Genomic DNA, 17,131 nt, shown 5'->3' with positions numbered 1-17,131 from the left:
CCGCCGCGCTCACCACCAGGATCGCGCCGTCCATCTGCGCCGCCCCGGTGATCATGTTCTTCACGTAGTCCGCGTGCCCCGGGCAGTCCACGTGCGCGTAGTGACGGTTCGCCGTCTCGTACTCCACGTGCGCCGTCGCGATCGTGATCCCACGCTCCCGCTCCTCCGGAGCCTTGTCGATCTGGTCGAACGCCACCGCGTTGCCCCCATGCTTCTTCGCCTGGGTCACCGTGATCGCAGCCGTCAGCGTCGTCTTCCCGTGGTCCACGTGCCCGATCGTTCCCACGTTCACGTGCGGCTTCGTACGCTCGAACTTTTCCTTGCCCATCCCTCTTCCTCGTAGCGTTCGGTGTCCGGGCTACCCGGCTCGGTGGTCGTGGGGTCGGCGCGGTGGCACCCGGGTGCCGTCCGGGCGGTGCAGGCGGACTCGGATCAGGGGGGCGCCGGGGAGCGGAGCTCCACCGACCACGCTGCCCTCGGAGTCCACCGGGAGGACCCGAAGCGCACGGGACCGCGTGCTCGGGTAGGCCTCGACCCGGGACGACGGCCAGGGACCGCCGGTCGAACATCCTACAGCCGGGCCTGGGTCGGAAACCGGCTGGAGGACAGAACGGGAAAGGTAGAGGCGGTGTTGGAGGGTGTCAACGCTCCGGGGTGACCACTCGGCACCATGGGGAGGCGTGGCCGCGCCGCCGGCCCCGAGGATCCCCGACGCATCCTCCCACGCGGACGCCGGATCCGCCCCTGCCCTCTTGGACCCCGCGCCCTCGCGCGCGATCCTTGGGGGCCCACCCCCCGGGGCGTCGGACCCGGGGCCGGTGCATGGCCCGCGTCTTGCCCCCTTCGGGGTGCTCCGTCCGGCCGACCCCGGGGCGGACCCACCCGCGCGGAGAGAGAAGGAACCCACGTTGATCGTCCTCGGCACGGCGGCGCTGGCGCTGCTCCTGCTCACGTGGTTCGTCTACCCGCTGACGCTCGTCCTCCTCGCCCGCGGACGCCGGGCGCCGTCCGCCCGCTTCGACGCCCCGCCGGCGGTGAGCGTCATCCTGGCCAGCCGCGACCACCCCGAGCAGGTCCGTGACCGGGTCGCCGACCTGCTCGCCACCGACCACCCGAAGGACCGCCTGGAGGTGGTGGTGGGGATCGACCCCGGCGCCGGACACGACCTGGACGCGTACCGGCGTCTGCTGCCTGCGGGCGTGACCGTGGTGCCTGGAGACGGACCGCCGGGGAAGCCCGGGAATCTGAACGCCGCCGTGCGTGCGTCGCGCAACCCGCTGCTGGTCTTCGCCGACACCGGGCAGCGCTTCGCCCCGACCGCCATCGCGCGCCTGGTCGCCGACCTCGCGCACCCGCAGGTGGGGGCCGTGTCGGGCGGCTACCGGATCAGCCAGGGCAATCCCGTGACCCGGATCTACTGGGTGCTGGAGCGGTTGCTGCGCCGCTCGGAGGCCGCCCTCCACAGCATGGTCGGTGTGACCGGCGCCATCTACGCGATCCGGCGCGAGCTGTGGAGCGACCTCCCGGCGGGCCTGCTCTGCGACGACCTGTGGGTGCCGCTGCAGATCGTGCGCGGCGGACACCGCGTGCTGTTCCGGGAGGACGCGCTGGCCACCGATCCCCGAACTTTCACCCACGCGCAGGAGTACCGTCGCAAGGTGCGCACCCAGGCCGGCATCCTGCAGCTCTGCGCATGGATGCCGGAGGTGCTGATCCCGGGGCGGAATCCCATCTGGATCCAGTTCGTCTTCCACAAGCTCCTGCGCATGGCCACGCCGGTCTTCCTGATCCTGGCCGTGGTCGGCTTCCTGCCCGGCGCCCTCCGCCTCCTGGCGAGGCTGGGCCCGGCCCTGCCGGTCCTGCTCGCGGGGGTGGCCGCCGGTGTCCTGCTCCTGGTCGCGCTCCGCAGCGGCCGGCGGGTGCTGGGCGAGGCCGCCTGGACGGGCGTCCTCCTGGCCGCTCCGTTGGTGGCCGCGTGGCGCGCCGCCCGCGGACACTGGGACGTCTGGTGAGGCGCCCGGTGTCGACGACCGCACTCCGGCTTCCGGCCCCCGCCGCTCGCCCCGCTTCGGGGCGCGCCGCCTGCCTGCCCCCCCTCTGCTCGGAGTCCACGCCATGTGCGGCATAGCGGGCATCGTCCGCCCCGACCGCGATGGCTCGGTCGCGCCCGCCCTCCTCGAGCGCATGTGCGACGTGATCGCCCACCGGGGCCCGGACGGCTCCGGCACCTACGTGGGGGACGGCGTGGGGCTGGGACACCGGCGCCTGAGCATCGTGGACGTGGAGGGCGGCGCCCAGCCCATGGCGTCCGACGACGGCCGCCTGCGCCTGGTCTACAACGGGGAGATCTACAACCACCCCGACCTGATGGCCGAGCTGGTGGCCGACGGGGTGCGCTACCGCACGCACTGCGACACCGAGTCCCTGCTGCGCTGGTACGAGCGCGAAGGCGCCGCCGCCGTGCGCCGCTTCCGCGGCATGTTCGCCTTCGCGGTGTGGCACACGGACGAGCGCAAGCTCGTGCTGGTCCGCGACCGCTTCGGCATCAAACCGCTCTACTACCACCACGCCCCGGACGGCTCCCTGGTGTTCGGGTCGGAGATCAAGGCCGTGCTGGCCGGCGGTGTACGGGCCGCGCTGGACGAGCGGGCCCTGCCCGACTTCCTCGCCAACCACGCCACCTGGGGGGACGGCACCCTGTTCCAGGGCATCCGCCGCCTCCCGGCCGGCCACGTGCTGACCTGGCAGGACGGGCGTGTCACCATCGAGCGCTACTGGGACCTGGAGATGGGCGGCGCCCGTCTCTCCGGCAGTGACGAGGAGCTGGTCCGCGAGTACGGCGAGCGGCTCAAGGAGGCTGTGCGGCTCCGCCTCATGGCGGACGTGCCGCTGGGTGCCTTCCTGTCGGGCGGGATCGATTCGGCCGCCATCACCGCGCTCATGAGCGAGCTGGTGGACGACCAGATCAAGACGTTCTCGGTGGCCTTCGCCGAGCGCGAGGCCAACGAGCTGCACTACGCCCGCCTGGTGGCCGAGCGCTTCCGCACGGATCACCGGGAGATCGTGCTCAGCCCCGACGAGTTCTGGCGCTCCGTGCCGCGCATGGTGTGGTACGAGGACGAGCCCATGGCGCACCCGTCCTCGGTGCCGCTGCACCACGTGGCCCAACTGGCGCGCGAGCGCGTCAAGGTGGTGCTGACCGGCGAAGGCAGCGACGAGACGCTGGCCGGCTACAACCGCTACCGGGTGACGCTGTTCAACCTGCGCGCGGGCCAGGCCTGGAACCGGCTGCCCGGCTTCGTGCGGTCCGGGGCGCGCGGCGCGCTCGGACTGCTGCCCGAGCATTCCCGCTGGCGGCGCCGGCTGTCGCGCACGTTCGTGGCGCTCCCGGCGGACCTCGACACCATCTACCTCGACAACTTCGCCGTCTTCGGACGCACCCGGCAGGCGGACCTGCTCGCGCCCGACCTGCGGTCGCGGCTGGCGGGGATCGATCCCTACGCGGCCTACCACCGCGCCATGGAGCGCTGCGGCAGCGACGACCTGCTGGACCGCATGCTCTACGCGGACTCGAGCACCTATCTGCACGAGCTGCTCATGAAGCAGGACCAGATGAGCATGGGCGCCTCCATCGAGAGCCGCGTGCCCTTCCTGGACCATCCGCTGGTGGAGTACGCCGCGCGCCTGCCCCGCCACCTCAAGCTGGACGGCTGGACCACCAAGGCGGTGCTGCGGCGGGCCATGAAGGGTGTGCTCCCCGAGGAGATCCTCACCCGCAAGAAGATGGGCTTCCCGGTCCCGGTGGGCCGGTGGCTGCGCGGTCCCTACCGGAGCGTGGTGGAGGAGTTCGTGCTGTCCGAGCGCGCGCTGGGACGCGGGCTCTTCCGACCGGACGCGGTCCGGTCCATCGTGGCCGAGCACGACGCCGGCGGCGGGGGCCACGACGAGCGCCTGTGGGCGCTGGTCAACCTGGAGATCTGGCAGCGGCTCTTCCTGGACGGGGAGTCGCACGAGCACGTCACGGCGGGCTCCGGTGCCGCGGCGGCCGCAGGGGCCGCCTGATGCGCATCCTCTGGCTCAAGACGGAGCTGCTGCATCCGCTGGACAAGGGCGGCCGCATCCGCACCTACCACATGCTGGCCGCGCTCAAGCGCGAGCATCACGTCACGTACCTGACGCTGGACGACGGCACCGCCGCGCCCGACGCGGAGGAGCGCGCGCACGAGTACTGCCACGTCCTGGACCGGGTGCCCTTCCGCACCACGCCGGGTGACTCGCCCCGGCTGTACCTGGACCTGCTGGCGAACGCCGTCACTTCCCTGCCCTATGCGGTGGCCAAGTACCGCTCGGCCGAGATGGAGCGCCGCGTGCGCGCGCACGTCGCGAGCGGCGAGCACGACGTGCTGGTGTGCGACTTCCTGTTCCCGAGCCGGAACGTGCCGGACGGACTGGACATCCCCACCGTGCTGTTCCAGCACAACGTGGAGGCCGCCATCTGGGAGCGGCACACGAACGTGGCCCGCTCGCGCATCAAGAAGGCGTACTTCGGCAACCAGTGGCGGCGCATGGAGCGCATCGAGGGCAGCGAGTGCCGTCGCTTCGACCATGTGGTGGCCGTCTCCGAAGCGGACGCGCGCAAGCACGAGGCGGACTACGGCCTCGAGCACGTCTCCTGGGTCCCGACCGGCGTGGACACGACGTTCTTCCGTCCGGACGGGCCGTATCCGTCCGGCTCACGCGAGATCGTGTTCACGGGCGCGATGGACTGGATGCCCAACGAGGACGCGATCGCCTGGTTCGGCGAGGAGATCCTCCCCCGGATCCGCAAGCGCGTCCCCGACGCGCGCTTCACCCTGGTGGGCCGGAATCCCACCGAGCGCATACGGCGCGTGGTGGAGCGCTGTCCCGGCATCGACCTGGTGGGGCGGGTCCCCGACGTGCGGCCCTACGTGGAGCGGGGCGCGGTGTTCGTGGTGCCCATCCGCATCGGCGGAGGGACGCGCCTCAAGATCTTCGAGGCCATGGCCATGGAGCGGCCGGTCGTGACCACGCAGGTGGGTGCCGAAGGCCTGCCCGTCCGGGAAGGTGACCACGTGCGCTTCGCCGACGAGGCGGAGGCGTTCGCGGACCGCGTGGTGGAGCTGCTGGAGCGGCCGGAGGAAGCGCGTGCGCTCGGCGCGCGCGGCGCCGAGTACGTGCGCGCCCACTTCGGATGGGACCGCATCGCGGAGGCCTTCGCGGGGATCTGCGAAGACGTGGTGGGTGGGCGGATCCCGGCGCAGGGGCGCAGCGGGCGGTAGGTGCTACGGACCACCCGCGCGGCGAGCGCACGCGGGTGGCCCCCGAAATGCGGAACGGCGCATCCGCATGTCGCGAACGCGCCGTCCAGAGCTCCGAATGGGATTTGAACCCATGACCTCTTCCTTACCAAGGAAGCGCTCTACCCCTGAGCTACCGGAGCTTGCCCTCTGACCACCCGGTGCTCGGCCGGGCGGGTCCTGCAAGCGGGAGACGGGACTCGAACCCGCGACCCTCAGCTTGGAAGGCTGATGCTCTAGCCAACTGAGCTACTCCCGCGCACCGCCGCACCGCGCGACGTCCATCCAATGGTGGGGGAAGGATTCGAACCTTCGAAGGCATGAGCCAGCAGATTTACAGTCTGCCCCGTTTGACCGCTTCGGTACCCCACCGGTCTGGCCGGCCCTGCCTCTCGGCGCGGCGGCCGCTGCATCCCGATCCCGGGCGCCGCGGCGACCACACGACGAGCTGACGGAGGGACTCGAACCCTCAACCTGCTGCTTACAAGGCAGCTGCTCTACCAATTGAGCTACGTCAGCGGAAACAGAGCCTTCAAGTATAGGCCGTGTTTTCGCGGAGTGTCAACCGGATCCCACCCCTCCGGCGACCACCTTCCAGCGGGTGCCTCCGGGGGTGTCCTCGAGCACGATCCCTTCGGCCGCGAGCTGGTCGCGGATGGCGTCGGCACGCGCGAAATCGCGGCGGGCCCGGGCCTCCTCGCGCTCGGCCACCAGGGCGTCGATGTCCTGTTCGCGCGAGCCCGCCTCCGCGCGCGCCCGGTCGGCCAGCTCCAGCAGGCCCAGCACCCGGTCCACCGAGCGCAGCGCGGCCAGCGCGGGAGCCCGTTCCTCGCGCGACGTGCCGGGGTGGGCGTCGAGCTCGGCGTTGACGTCCCGCACCCAGTTGAAGACCGCCGCCAGGGCGTTGGGCGTGTTCAGGTCGTCGTCCATGCTGGTCCGGAACTCCCGCTCCAGCCGCTCCGCCAGGGCGGGCAGGGTGGACGAGGCCTCCCAGCCCGGGCGGCCCTCCTCCCCCAGGCGCAGCGCCAGGTCCGCCAGCCGCCGCACGGCGGCGCTGGAGGCGTTGACGCCCTCGCGCTTGAAGTTGAGCTCGTGCCGGTAGTGGGAGGAGATGAGCAGGTGCCGCACCGCGGCCGGATCCACGCCCTGGTCCAGGAGCTGACGCACGGTCAGCGTGTTGCCGAGGGACTTGGACATCTTCCGGTCCTCGAGCAGCAGGTGCTTCACGTGCACCCAGTGCCGCACGAACGGCTTGCCCGTCACGCCCTCCGACTGGGCGATCTCGTCCTCGTGATGGGGGAAGACCAGGTCCTCCCCACCCAGGTGCAGGTCCAGGGTCTCGCCCAGCTCCCCCATGCTCATGACCGAGCACTCCAGGTGCCACCCCGGCCGGCCCTGCCCCCACGGGGAGTCCCAGGCCGCGCCCACCTGCACGTCCACGGGCTTGGCCGCCTTCCACAGCGCGAAGTCGCGCGCGTCGTCCTTCCCGTATTCGTCCACCGCCACGCGCGCGCCCGAGCGCACGCTGTCGGGGTCGATGCCGGAGAGCTTGCCGTAGCCGGGGAAGCCCGCGATGCGGAAGTAGACGGAGCCGTCCTCCGTGCCGTAGGCCAACCCCTTCTCCTGCAGGCGCTCCACGAAGCGGATCATCTCCGGCACCCACTCGGTGGCCAGCGGCGTGGCGTCGGGACGCCGGATCCCGAGCGCGTTCGCCTCCGCCAGGATGGCGTCCGCGTAGGGCGCCGTGTACTCCGTGAGCTGGACGCCGCGCTTGCGCGCGCCCTCGATGGTCTTGTCGTCCACGTCCGTGAGGTTCATCACGAAGCGCACGGTGAAGCCCGACCACTCCAGGTAGCGGCGCAGCACGTCGTAGAGCACGAACGAGCGGAAGTTGCCGATGTGGGCGTGGTCGTAGACCGTGGGTCCGCAGGCGTAGACGCGCACCTGCGCGGGATCCTGGGGCTCGAACGGCCGCACCGACCGGGTGAGCGTGTCGTAGAGCTGGAGCGCCATCGCGTGCCTACCGATCCTCTCCGGAGAGACCAGGGTTCGTCAGCGGGACGAGCCGTTCGCGGGCAGCACGCGCAGCTCGTCCACCCACCAGCGATCTTCGCGGAAGGCGAAGCCGGTGAACAGACGATAGCGTACCGCCTCCGACGTGCCGCGCACCACCGTGTCCCACTCCACCTCGGCGAAGCCGCGTCGGGGCTCCCCGCCCGAGTCGACGACGCGACCGGGCCGGAAGGTGCCGACCTCGTGGGCGCGGAAGAAGTCGCGGAGCGCCGCGACGGCCTGATGCGGCGCCAGCCCCGCGTGCGACTGCCCATGGACGTGCACGAGGACACCGGCGGTGGAGAGACGCCCGCGGAGCGCGTCCAGGTCCTGGGCCGCGACCGCGCGCTGCACCGCGGCCGCCATGCCCTCCAGCCCGGACTGGCCCGCCAGGGGGCGGGGCAGGAGCGCGCCCAGCGCCACCAGCACGACGCCCAGCCCGCGCGCCGCCCGCCGGTGCCTGCCCGAGGGCGCACGCCGGGCCCCGCGGCCCCGGACCGTCCGGGCCTCGCCCGCCGGGCGCGCCCTCATGCGCGGACCGCGCCCGCGGCCTCCGTCTCCGCCAGGACGCGGGCCAGGGCGCCCCGCGGATCGGCCGCGGCCGTCACGGCCCGCCCGATGACCAGCAGGTCGGCCCCGGCGCGCACGGCTCCCGCGGGCGTGGCCACCCGCGCCTGGTCGTCCGTGCCCTGGTCGGCGAAGCGGATCCCGGGCGTGACCAACTCCAACGCCGGGCCATGCACGTCCTTCAGGCGGGCCGCCTCGGCCACCGAGCACACCACGGCCTCGAGCCCCGCCTCGCGGGCCCATCCGGCACGCCGGTCGACCTCGGTCTGGACGTCCACGCCGGGCCGGCCCAGCACGGTGGCCAGGGCCGGGGCGTCCAGGGACGTGAGGACGGTCACGCCGACCAGGCGCAGGGCACCCCGCTCCGCCCGGGCGGCCGCGGACAGCATCCCCGGCCCCCCCGCGGTGTGGACGGTCAGCCAGTGCACCCCCAGCCGGGCGGCCGACTCCACCGCGCGGGCCACCGTGTTGGGGATGTCGTGGAGCTTCAGGTCCAGGAAGATCCGGTGCTCCCGCTCCAGCAGCTCGCGCACGAGCGGAGGCCCCTCCGCCGTGAAGAGCTCGAGCCCGACCTTGTAGATCCGGCGTCCTTCCCCCAGCCGGGCGTCCAGCGCCAGGGCGGCGGTCCGGTCGGGGACGTCCAGGGCCAGCGCGACCTGCGCACGGCGGGGCTCGGGGGGTGGCATCACGGGGTACGGCCGGCTCCGATGAGCGCGTCGATGTGGGAGAAGCCCTTGGCGGCTCCGAGGCGGGCGAGTCCGTCCACTACCCGGAGCGCCGAGGCGGGATCCGCGAAGGAGGCTGTTCCCACCTGCACCAGGGACGCCCCCGCGAGCAGGTACTGGGCGGCGTCCGAGGCCGTGGCCACGCCCCCCGCACCCACGATGGGCACCGACACCTGCGTCCGTGCCCGCCACACCGCGTGCACACCCACGGGCAGCAGCGCGGGCCCGCTCATGCCGCCCGGTCCGGCGCCCAGCCGGGGGGCCAGCGTGTCCAGGTCGAACTGGAGCCCGGGCAGCGTGTTGACCATGGTCACGCCGTCCGCCCCGGCCTCCACCGCCAGGCGCGCGCTCGCGCCGGGGTCGGGCGCGTTGGGCGCGAGTTTGGCCCACAGCGGCCGCTGCGTGCGCGCCCGCACGCGCTCGACCACCACGACCAGCGCCTCGGGGTCGAGCGCGAACGGCAGCGCGCCCCGGGCCGTGTCGTTGGGGCAGGACAGGTTGATCTCGAAGCCCACGAAGCCGTCGCAGTCGTCCAGGCGCGCCACGATGGCGGCGAAGTCCTCGGGGTCGTGGCCGGCCACGCTCACGAAGACCTGTGCGCGCCGGACGTGGTCGCGCAGCCAGGGCAGCTTGTCGCGCCGCACGGCCTCCACACCCGGATTGGCCAATCCGATGGAGTTCAACATGCCGGCGTGGAATTCCGCGACCCGCGGCGCCGGGTTGCCGGCCCGCGGCTCGCGCGTCACCGACTTGGTGACGAGCCCGCCCAGACGTTCGAGGTCCACCACCTCGGCCAGCTCCTCGCCGAACCCGCAGGTGCCCGCGGCCAGCAGCACCGGGTTCTGGAAGCGGACGCCGAAGAGCTCCTGCTCCAGGGTCACGGCCCCACCGGGGTCGCGACGGTGCTCGAAGCGGTGGGATACTGCTCGAAGAACCGCTGCACGGCCGCAGCCAACGCGCCGGCCACCGTCTCGTGGAACTCGGGCCGGCCGAGGAGGCGCTCCTCCGCCGCGTGCGTCAGGTAGCCCACCTCGATCAGCACGGCCGGCATGAGCGCGTTGGTGATCACGGCGAACGGACCCTGCTTCACGCCGCGATTGCGCCCGGGGTGCACGTCCTCCAGGTGGATCTGCACCACCTCCGCCAGGAAGGCCGACCAGTGCTGGTGGTCCAGGTTGCGCAGCTCGCCCAGGATCTGCGAGAGCTCCGTCTGCTCGGGCGCCGGATCCAGGCTGGGACGATCCACCGCGTTCTCGAGCGCGGCCACACGGCGCTCGTCGTCCGTGCGCGCCTCCGACAGGAAGTAGGTCTCGAAGCCGCGCGTGGCGCGGGAGGCGGGCAGGGCGTTCGCGTGGATCGACAGGAAGACGCCGGGGCGATCGCCCTTGAGCAGCGTGGCCATCTCCCCGCGACGCCACAGCGGCACCTGCATGTCGCGGTCGCGGGTGAGGTGCACCTCGAGCGTGCTGTCCGCCTGGAGCAGCCGCACCAGCGCGCGGGCGATGCCCATGGCCACGTCCTTCTCGCGCACGCCCCCCGACCCGATGGCCCCCGGATCGCGGCCGCCATGGCCCGGATCGATGACCACCACACGGGAGGCGCGCGTGCGCACGGGCGGAAGGGGCGCGGCCATCACGGTCGGCAGCTCGAACAGGGTCCGCGTGGCGGGGTCGAACTCGAGCCCGGCCAGACGCTCGGGCACGAAGTCGATCAGGAGTTGCACGGGCACCCAGATCTGCCCGCGCTCCACATAGGGCGCGTCGGTCAGCTGCAGGACGTCCTGCTCCCAGCGGAAGAACGGCGTGCCCACCGCCAGCCGTGCCTCCGCGCCGTCGAAGTCCACGACGACCGTGTCGCGCACGCGCTCGACCGGCCATCCGAAGCGGGCCAGCTCCGTGGCGTCGAACGCGGCGAAGCCCTGCCGGTCCACCACGTTGAGGGTCTCCGACTCCCGCCCCCCCACCCGCACCCACAGGTCGGGCGCCTGTGCGGCCAGCGGAGCGGTGAGCCCGGCGGTCAGGGCCAGGAGGAGCGCGCAGGTGGGGGACGGCGTGCGCCTCATCGGCGTCTTCCCAGCTCCCGCTCGGCGTCGCGCTCCTGGATGCGTCCCTTCAGGGTCTCGCGCTTGTCGTGGAGCTTCTTCCCCCGCCCCAGGCCCAGCGTGACCTTGACCTTGCCGGCGCGGAAGTAGACGTCGAGGGGGACGAGGGTGAGGCCCTTCTCCTCCACCCGGCCGACGAGCTTGCGGATCTCGTGGCGGTTGAGGAGCAGCTTGCGCGTGCGCACGGGGTCGAGGTTCCAGCGATTGGCTTCCTCGTACGGGCTCACGTGCAGGCTGTGCAGCCACACCTCCCCGTCCTGCACCCGGGCGAACGCATCCTGGAACGCGATCTTGCCCTGGCGGATGGATTTGACCTCCGGCCCCGTCAACACGATCCCCGCCTCCCACTGGTCGAGGATCTGATACTCGTGGCGCGCCTTCTTGTTGCGGGCCACCACGTGCCGGCCGTCTTCGCTCACGCCCGCCTCAGTAGATCAGCACCGGGGTGCCGACCCCCACCCGGTGGTACAGGTCGCGCGCCGCCTCGTTGGTGAGCCGGATGCAGCCGTGCGAGACCCGGCGGCGCTCCGGGTCCGGGTTGAGCAACAGACCCGGGGAGTTGGTGCCGTGGATGGCCAGGCCGTCCCCGAGGTACAGGGCGGTGGTTCCCATCACGCCGGGGATCCTGCGCGAGGGGTGATCCTGGGGCGGGATGCGGATGCCCTTCTCCACGTAGTACCAGTCCGGCGCCTCCCAGACCGGGTCCTTCTCCATGCGCCGCACCCGGAAGAGCCCCTTGGGAGTGGTGAACTGCCAGCGCAGCCCCTGCCCCGACAGCCGGAACCCCGTGCCCGTGCCGGCCGGGGCCGACCAGACGATGGTGCCGCCTTCCATCAGGAACACCCGGTTCTCGGCCAGATGCACGACGATGTAGGGGCCATCGTGGTCCAACAGCGGCTGATCCAGCTCCAGGCCGTGCTCGACCACCCGGGTCCGGTAGACCACCCCGTCGTCCCCGTCCACCCACTGGGCCCGGGCCGCGGGCGCGGGCACCAGGGCGGCCACGGCGAGGGCGGCCGCGAGGGCCCACCGGACCGGCGGGCGGAGCTGGGGCGTGGAGCGGCGACGACTCATGGACGGCTTCCGGCCAGGGGTTCGGCGCTCGGCGGCGCCTCGCTGCCCGGCTCCTTCAAGTTGTGTTCCGCGGGCCTGGGCCCGGCGGTGATCACGGCGATCTCCCCGCCCAGCACGAACGCCACGGAGGCGTAGTACAGATAGAAGAAGAGCACCGCGAGCGTGGCCAGGTTCCCGTAGGTGCTGGAGAAGTCGGCCACGTTGCGAATGTACCAGGCGAAGGCCTCCTTGAGCAGCGCCAGCCCCACGGCGGTCAGGGTCGCGGCCGTGAGCGCCGTGCGCCGGGGCAGCTCCCGGAGCGGCACCACGCGGTAGATGATCAGCAGGAGCACCCACATGAAGGCCAGCTCCAGCAGGGCGCCGACGCCTTCGCTCACCCAGGGCCGGGGCATCAGGCCCGAGCGGTCGGAGGCCAGCCGGATCAGCTGCGACGTCCCGCGCGCCAGGCCCAGCCCCAGGATGATGAAGGCGGCGCCCACCAGGACCATGCGGAAGTCGAACCACTTGCCGGCGAGGAGCGACCGATCCGTCTCCTGTTCGAAGACCCGCCGCAGCACCGAGCGCAGCGTCCCCACCAGACGGGTCGAGATCCACACGAGCACCAGCGCACCGGCGAGCGAGAAGCCCGTGCTCTGATCCACGACCTGCGCGACGGTGTCCTCGAGCGCGGTGACGAGGTCGGGATCCACCGCGCCCCGGGGCAGCGCCCGCAACACCAGCCCGACCGCTCCCGCGCCCGGATCGACGAAGCGTGCCTTGAGCACCCACCCGGTGACGCCGGCCGCCAGCAACAGGATCGGCACGATGGCGATCACCAGATTGAAGGTGATCGCCCCGGCCATGAAGAAGATGTCGTCGCGGTAGGCCTTCTCGACCAGCGCGCGCAGGGTGCGCCAGCCGGCCCGGGCTCGGGTCACGTCTCGGCTTCGGCGTCTCCCGGCGTCTCGCGGGCCGCCTGACGGGCGGCGTCGATGCCCGCCCGGTATGCCGCCTTGGACTGCTCGAGCCGGCGCTCCAGGTCGTGGCGGGCATCACGGGCCGCCTCACGGCCCGAATCCACGGCGCCACGCACCTCGTCGAAGCGGGACTGCACCTCGTCGCGCACGTCGTCGACGCGCTCGGAGAGCGCGCGCTGGGCGTCCTTGACGCGGTCCTCCGCGATCTCCTTCCACCGCCGGGCCTGGGCCTTCAGCTCCTGCTGCGTCTCCTCGCCCGACCGCGGCGCCAGGAGGAGAGCCACACCGGCGCCGAGCAGGGCGCCCACCACGAAGGACCCGAGTCCGCCGCCGCCTTTCTCCACGATGATGTAGGGGGGTTCCCCGCGCTCGCCCATGACACACCCACGAGTCTGAAGGAGGTGGGGCCCGTCTCCACGTGCGAGGCCCCACGGATTGGAAGGTAACCCACGCTCCAGAGCCGGTACAGCAGCCTCGGCGGCTCCGCAGGGAGGCGCGCCGTGCACGGCGCCACGCCGGCGGAGGCGCGCCGCGCCGCCGCCCCCACGTGCGCGGGTCAGCCCTTCCAGCAGGCGTCCGCGCGCTCCGGAGGCAGCGGCTCGATCTCGTGTCCCTCCCGGCCCAACAGGCCGTACGTGAGCCGCTTGCCGAGCTCGACGCCCGGCTGATCCAGCGGATCGACGCCGTAGAGCCCGCCCGCGAGCACGGTCGCGTGCTCGAACAGCTGGAAGAGCGCACCCAGCGACGGCGTGTCCAGCGCGGGCAGCGTCAGCGTGCACGAAGGCCTGCCCCGCTGCCGCAAGGCCTCCGTGGTGGCGCGGCGCTCGACGTCCAGCAGGTGGGCGACGGTGTGCCCCGCCAGGTAACGCGCAGCCTCGATGTCGGGATGCACGTCCGGGATGGTCAGCGTCTCGGCGAAATCGTGGATGGCCAGGAAGACCACGAACTTGTCCAGCGGCCCCTCCATGAACAGCTGGACCTGGGCGTGCTGGTCCGTGGCGCCCACCGCGGGGAGCGGGGTGGGACCCACGCCCCGGCCCTCCCTCTCCTTGCCCAGCGACTCCGCCCACAGCTGCTGGAACCACAGCGCGAAGGACCGCAGCCGGTTGGCGTACGGCATGAGCACGTGGATGGGTGTGCCGTGGTCGGTATCCCACGCATGCAGCAAGGTCGCGAGCAGGCCCGCGGGGTTGGCCAGGAGGTCGGTGCTGCGACAGCGCTCGTCCATCGCCGCGGCCCCCGCCATCAGAGCCCGCAGATCGATCCCCGTCAGCGCGGCCGGGAAGAGTCCCACCGGGGACAGGACCGAGAAGCGGCCCCCCACGTTGCCGGGAACCGCGAGGGTGGGGATCCCCTGCTCCTGCGCCAGCGTGCGCAGCGGTCCCCGCTCGGGATCGGTGGTGAAGACGAAGTGGCCGCGGGCGGCGTCGGGACCCACCGCGTCGTCCAGCAGCTTCCGCACGACGAGATACAGCGCCATGGTCTCGGCGGTCGACCCCGACTTGCTCACCACGTTGAAGAGCGTGCGCGTGGGCTCGATCACCGCCAGCAGGTCGGCGACGACCGTGGGATCGGGATTGTCCAGGAAGTAGAGGCGCGGGAAGTAGTCCCGGGCCTCGACGTTGCGCTCGTTCCAGTGCGGCCCCAGCAGCGCGTCGCGCAGCGCCAGCGCGCCCAGGGCCGACCCTCCGATCCCGATCACCACGACCGTCTCGAACCACTGCCCGAACCCGTCGGCCAGCCCCTGCACGGCGCTCACCAGGTCCTGACGGCCGGGGAGCTCCATGAAGCCCAGCACCCCCTCCTCCCGGCGCCGCTCGACCACGGCGTGGGCCTCCCGGAACCGGGTGGCCAGAGATCCGTTCAGGTCGGCGTGCGCGGGCCCGCGTCCGGCCAGCGCTTCCGCGCGCGCGTTCGCGTAGTCGAGACTCCAGGCGTTCAGGTCGTTCATTCCGGGATCTCCACGGTGAGTCCGTCGTACGCGGGAAGCACGCCGGTCGGCAGCTTCGCCTCGAGCTCCTGGTGCGTGACGCGGTGCGTCAGGTGGGTGAGGTAGGTGCGCTCGGCGCCGATGCGCTCCGCGGCCGCGACCGCCTCTTCCACGTTGAAATGGGTGGGATGGGGACGCCCGAACCAGAGCGCGTTGAGGACCAGCACGCGCACGCCCTCGAGCGCGCGCTCGACCTCCGGGGAGAGTCGCTTCCCGTCCGTGATGTAGCCGAGCCCGCCCACCCGCAACCCGTACACGGTCAACGCGCCATGGGGAACGGGCAGCGGCCACACCGGTCGGCCCAGCACCTCGATCGGTCGGACAGGCGAGACCTCGATGAGGCGCACGTGCGGTTTGGAGGTCCCCTCCGCCACCTGCACACCCGGATCGAAGATGTAGGGGAAACGCGCGTGGAAGTAGTCCGACGTGCCCTCCGGGACGTACGCGGGGACGTCCCGACCCCCCCGGAAGGAGAAGACCCGCAGGTCGTCGATCCCGTGCACGTGGTCGGCATGGGCATGCGTGAACCATACCGCGTCGATGTCGTCGACGCGCTGCGCGAGGAGCTGCAGGCGCAGCTCGGGCGGCGTGTCGATCAGGAGGCGGTCGCTGCCCCACTCGAGCAGCGCGCCGTGACGCGTGCGCCGGTCCCGGGGATCGGGGGACGTGCAGGCCGCGCACGCGCACCCGATGACGGGGACCCCGAACGAGGTCCCGGTCCCCAGGAAGGTGAGCCTCACAGCGGCTCGATCCGGAGTGTGTTCGTCGATCCCGTGCGGTGGAACGGGAAGCCGGACGTGACCACGATCGACTCGCCGGGCGAGCCCACTCCGGAGGTGACCACGGCGCGCTTGCCGATCTCGGTCAGCGACTCGTAGCTGACCTCGTCGGGATCGGCGAGCACGGGCACGACGCCCCACACGAGGGACAGCTCGCGGTAGCGCAGGGGATCGGTGCAGACCCCGAAGATCGGGACGGGCACGCGGTAGGAGGAGACCAGCCGGGCGCTGAACCCCGAGCGCGTGATGACCACGATGGCCGGCGCCTTGAGGCGGCGCGCCGCCTCGGCCGTGGCGGACGCGATGGCATGCTCGCGGATCGAGGCGCCGTGCCGCTGCACGTCGGAGCCCAGCGCACCCAGACGGGAGGCGAGGCGCTCGGCTCCGGCGCGCTCCACCTCGCTGGCGATGCGCACCATGGCGCGCACCGCACCCACGGGGTAGCGCCCCACCGCCGTCTCCCCGGAGAGCATCACCGCGTCCGTGCCGTCCAGGATCGCGTTGGCGACATCGGACGCCTCCGCCCGTGTGGGTCGCGGATGCTCGATCATGGACTCGAGCATCTGCGTGGCCGTGATGACGGGCCGGCCGTAGAGGTTGGCCGCCTGCACGATGCGCTTCTGCGCCAGCGGGACCTGCTCGAAGGGCAGCTCCACGCCGAGGTCGCCGCGCGCCACCATGACGGCGTCCGTGGCGGCCAGGATGGCCTCGAGGTCCCGCAGCGCGATGGCCATCTCGATCTTGGCCACCACCAGCGCACGCTCGGCCACGATCTCCTTCACGCGCTGGACGTCGGAGGCGGCCCGGACGAACGACAGCCCCACGAACTCGACGTTGTGCTGCAGGGCGAAGTCGAGGTCCAGCAGATCCTTCTCCGTCAGCGACGGCGCGCCGAGCGCGACGCCCGGCAGGTTCATGCCCTTGTGGCTCTTGAGCACCCCGCCGCGCAGCACCTCGAACTCGGCCCGCTCCCCGGACGTGCCCGTGCAGCGCAGCTCGAGCAGCCCGTCGTCCAGGAGGAGCAGGTCGCCGGGCCGCACCTCCGACGCGAGGGGGTCGTAGGTGGTGGGCAGCTCGCCCGTCCCCGCCGTCTCCTCCGGCGCAAAGACGACCCGGGCCCCCTCCACCAGGTCCACGGGCGCGTCCAGGTGCCCGACCCGGATCCGCGGACCCTGCAGGTCCACCAGGATCCCCACCGGCCGCCCCGCCGCCGCCGCCTCCACCCGCAGCGTCTCGATGACCCGCGCGTGCTCCTCGTGCGTGCCGTGCGACATGTTCACACGGGCCACATCGAGGCCGGCTTCGATGAGGGCCCGCACCGTCTCGGGGGAGCTCGAGGCGGGACCGAGGGTGCAGACGATCTTGGTTCGCAGCGACATGCGGGCCCAGGCGCGGGGAGATGTGGGGTCCGGGAGGTCCGGTGACGCTCCGCCGGGGGCGGCGCGACCCGAAACGTGCGGGGAGGGCCACGCCCGATCAAGGCACGGAACCCCGTCCATGCAGGCGAGTACCGGGGGCGTCGTCCGGAGCGTGACCCCACCGTTGCAGCGCTCCGGGAGCTACCGATGG

Annotated in this window: 16 protein-coding genes and 4 tRNA genes; 3 read left to right on the top strand and 17 right to left on the bottom strand. The window is 72.4% G+C overall.

The features are described from left to right. A partial coding sequence (locus R3E98_03320; GenBank protein MEZ4422413.1) for a GTP-binding protein occupies positions 1–328 on the bottom strand: 328 nt, incomplete at its 3' end. Positions 329–908: 580 nt separating this feature from the next. On the opposite strand from R3E98_03320, the gene R3E98_03315 reads away from it, so the two are divergent. From R3E98_03315 to R3E98_03305, 3 genes are all read left to right on the top strand, one after another. Further along, on the top strand, positions 909–2,012 hold the full coding sequence (locus R3E98_03315; protein MEZ4422412.1) for a glycosyltransferase: 1,104 nt from the start codon (positions 909–911) through the stop codon (positions 2,010–2,012). A 103-nt stretch (positions 2,013–2,115) separates the two neighbouring features. Beyond that, positions 2,116–4,062: an asparagine synthase (glutamine-hydrolyzing) gene (gene asnB, locus R3E98_03310; protein MEZ4422411.1), complete on the top strand. Its 1,947-nt coding sequence runs from the start codon at positions 2,116–2,118 to the stop codon at positions 4,060–4,062. Then, positions 4,062–5,300: a glycosyltransferase gene (locus tag R3E98_03305; protein MEZ4422410.1), complete on the top strand. Its 1,239-nt coding sequence runs from the start codon at positions 4,062–4,064 to the stop codon at positions 5,298–5,300. The genes asnB and R3E98_03305 overlap by 1 nt, the downstream gene beginning before the upstream one ends. Positions 5,301–5,389: 89 nt before the next feature. On the opposite strand, the gene R3E98_03300 is transcribed toward R3E98_03305, so the two are convergent. From R3E98_03300 to pyk, 16 genes are all read right to left on the bottom strand, one after another. Next, positions 5,390–5,461 (bottom strand) — tRNA-Thr (locus R3E98_03300). Positions 5,462–5,503: 42 nt separating this feature from the next. Then, positions 5,504–5,577, bottom strand: a tRNA-Gly gene (locus tag R3E98_03295). Between the two features lie 30 nt (positions 5,578–5,607). Beyond that, positions 5,608–5,690 (bottom strand) — tRNA-Tyr (locus tag R3E98_03290). 74 nt (positions 5,691–5,764) lie between these two features. Next, positions 5,765–5,837: transfer RNA gene (locus R3E98_03285), tRNA-Thr, on the bottom strand. Positions 5,838–5,879: 42 nt separating this feature from the next. Next, positions 5,880–7,331 carry a cysteine--tRNA ligase gene (gene cysS / locus R3E98_03280; protein ID MEZ4422409.1) on the bottom strand — a complete coding sequence of 484 codons (1,452 nt, stop codon included), beginning with the start codon at positions 7,329–7,331 and terminating at the stop codon, positions 5,880–5,882. Positions 7,332–7,370: 39 nt separating this feature from the next. Then, positions 7,371–7,901, bottom strand: coding sequence for a hypothetical protein (locus R3E98_03275; protein MEZ4422408.1), 531 nt, complete (start codon positions 7,899–7,901; stop codon positions 7,371–7,373). Beyond that, positions 7,898–8,623, bottom strand: coding sequence for an orotidine-5'-phosphate decarboxylase (gene pyrF / locus R3E98_03270; protein ID MEZ4422407.1), 726 nt, complete (start codon positions 8,621–8,623; stop codon positions 7,898–7,900). Before pyrF ends, R3E98_03275 begins: the two co-directional genes overlap by 4 nt. Beyond that, the gene (locus R3E98_03265; protein MEZ4422406.1) at positions 8,623–9,543 is read right to left on the bottom strand and encodes a dihydroorotate dehydrogenase; all 921 of its coding nucleotides are present in this window, start codon (positions 9,541–9,543) and stop codon (positions 8,623–8,625) included. Before R3E98_03265 ends, pyrF begins: the two co-directional genes overlap by 1 nt. Next, positions 9,540–10,724, bottom strand: coding sequence for an N-acetylmuramoyl-L-alanine amidase (locus R3E98_03260; GenBank protein ID MEZ4422405.1), 1,185 nt, complete (start codon positions 10,722–10,724; stop codon positions 9,540–9,542). Before R3E98_03260 ends, R3E98_03265 begins: the two co-directional genes overlap by 4 nt. Continuing rightward, on the bottom strand, positions 10,721–11,182 hold the full coding sequence (smpB, locus tag R3E98_03255; protein MEZ4422404.1) for an SsrA-binding protein SmpB: 462 nt from the start codon (positions 11,180–11,182) through the stop codon (positions 10,721–10,723). Before smpB ends, R3E98_03260 begins: the two co-directional genes overlap by 4 nt. A gap of 7 nt (positions 11,183–11,189) precedes the next feature. Continuing rightward, positions 11,190–11,837 carry a L,D-transpeptidase gene (locus R3E98_03250; protein ID MEZ4422403.1) on the bottom strand — a complete coding sequence of 216 codons (648 nt, stop codon included), beginning with the start codon at positions 11,835–11,837 and terminating at the stop codon, positions 11,190–11,192. After that, complete coding sequence (locus R3E98_03245) at positions 11,834–12,754, bottom strand: YihY/virulence factor BrkB family protein (protein ID MEZ4422402.1); 921 nt, start codon at positions 12,752–12,754, stop codon at positions 11,834–11,836. Before R3E98_03245 ends, R3E98_03250 begins: the two co-directional genes overlap by 4 nt. Next, on the bottom strand, positions 12,751–13,170 hold the full coding sequence (locus R3E98_03240) for a YtxH domain-containing protein (GenBank protein MEZ4422401.1): 420 nt from the start codon (positions 13,168–13,170) through the stop codon (positions 12,751–12,753). The genes R3E98_03245 and R3E98_03240 overlap by 4 nt, the downstream gene beginning before the upstream one ends. A 179-nt stretch (positions 13,171–13,349) precedes the next feature. Continuing rightward, positions 13,350–14,744: a glucose-6-phosphate isomerase gene (locus R3E98_03235; GenBank protein ID MEZ4422400.1), complete on the bottom strand. Its 1,395-nt coding sequence runs from the start codon at positions 14,742–14,744 to the stop codon at positions 13,350–13,352. Further along, positions 14,741–15,523, bottom strand: a complete 783-nt coding sequence (locus R3E98_03230) for an MBL fold metallo-hydrolase (protein ID MEZ4422399.1) — start codon at positions 15,521–15,523, stop codon at positions 14,741–14,743. Before R3E98_03230 ends, R3E98_03235 begins: the two co-directional genes overlap by 4 nt. Then, complete coding sequence (gene pyk, locus R3E98_03225) at positions 15,520–16,941, bottom strand: pyruvate kinase (GenBank protein MEZ4422398.1); 1,422 nt, start codon at positions 16,939–16,941, stop codon at positions 15,520–15,522. Before pyk ends, R3E98_03230 begins: the two co-directional genes overlap by 4 nt. Between the last annotated feature and the right edge of the window lie 190 nt (positions 16,942–17,131).

The organism is Gemmatimonadota bacterium (assembly GCA_041390125.1).
GTDB lineage: Bacteria > Gemmatimonadota > Gemmatimonadetes > Longimicrobiales > Gaopeijiaceae > JAGQIF01.
The sequence above is the reverse complement of the archived record's forward strand: the minus strand, read 5'-3'. Positions and strand labels throughout refer to the sequence as shown.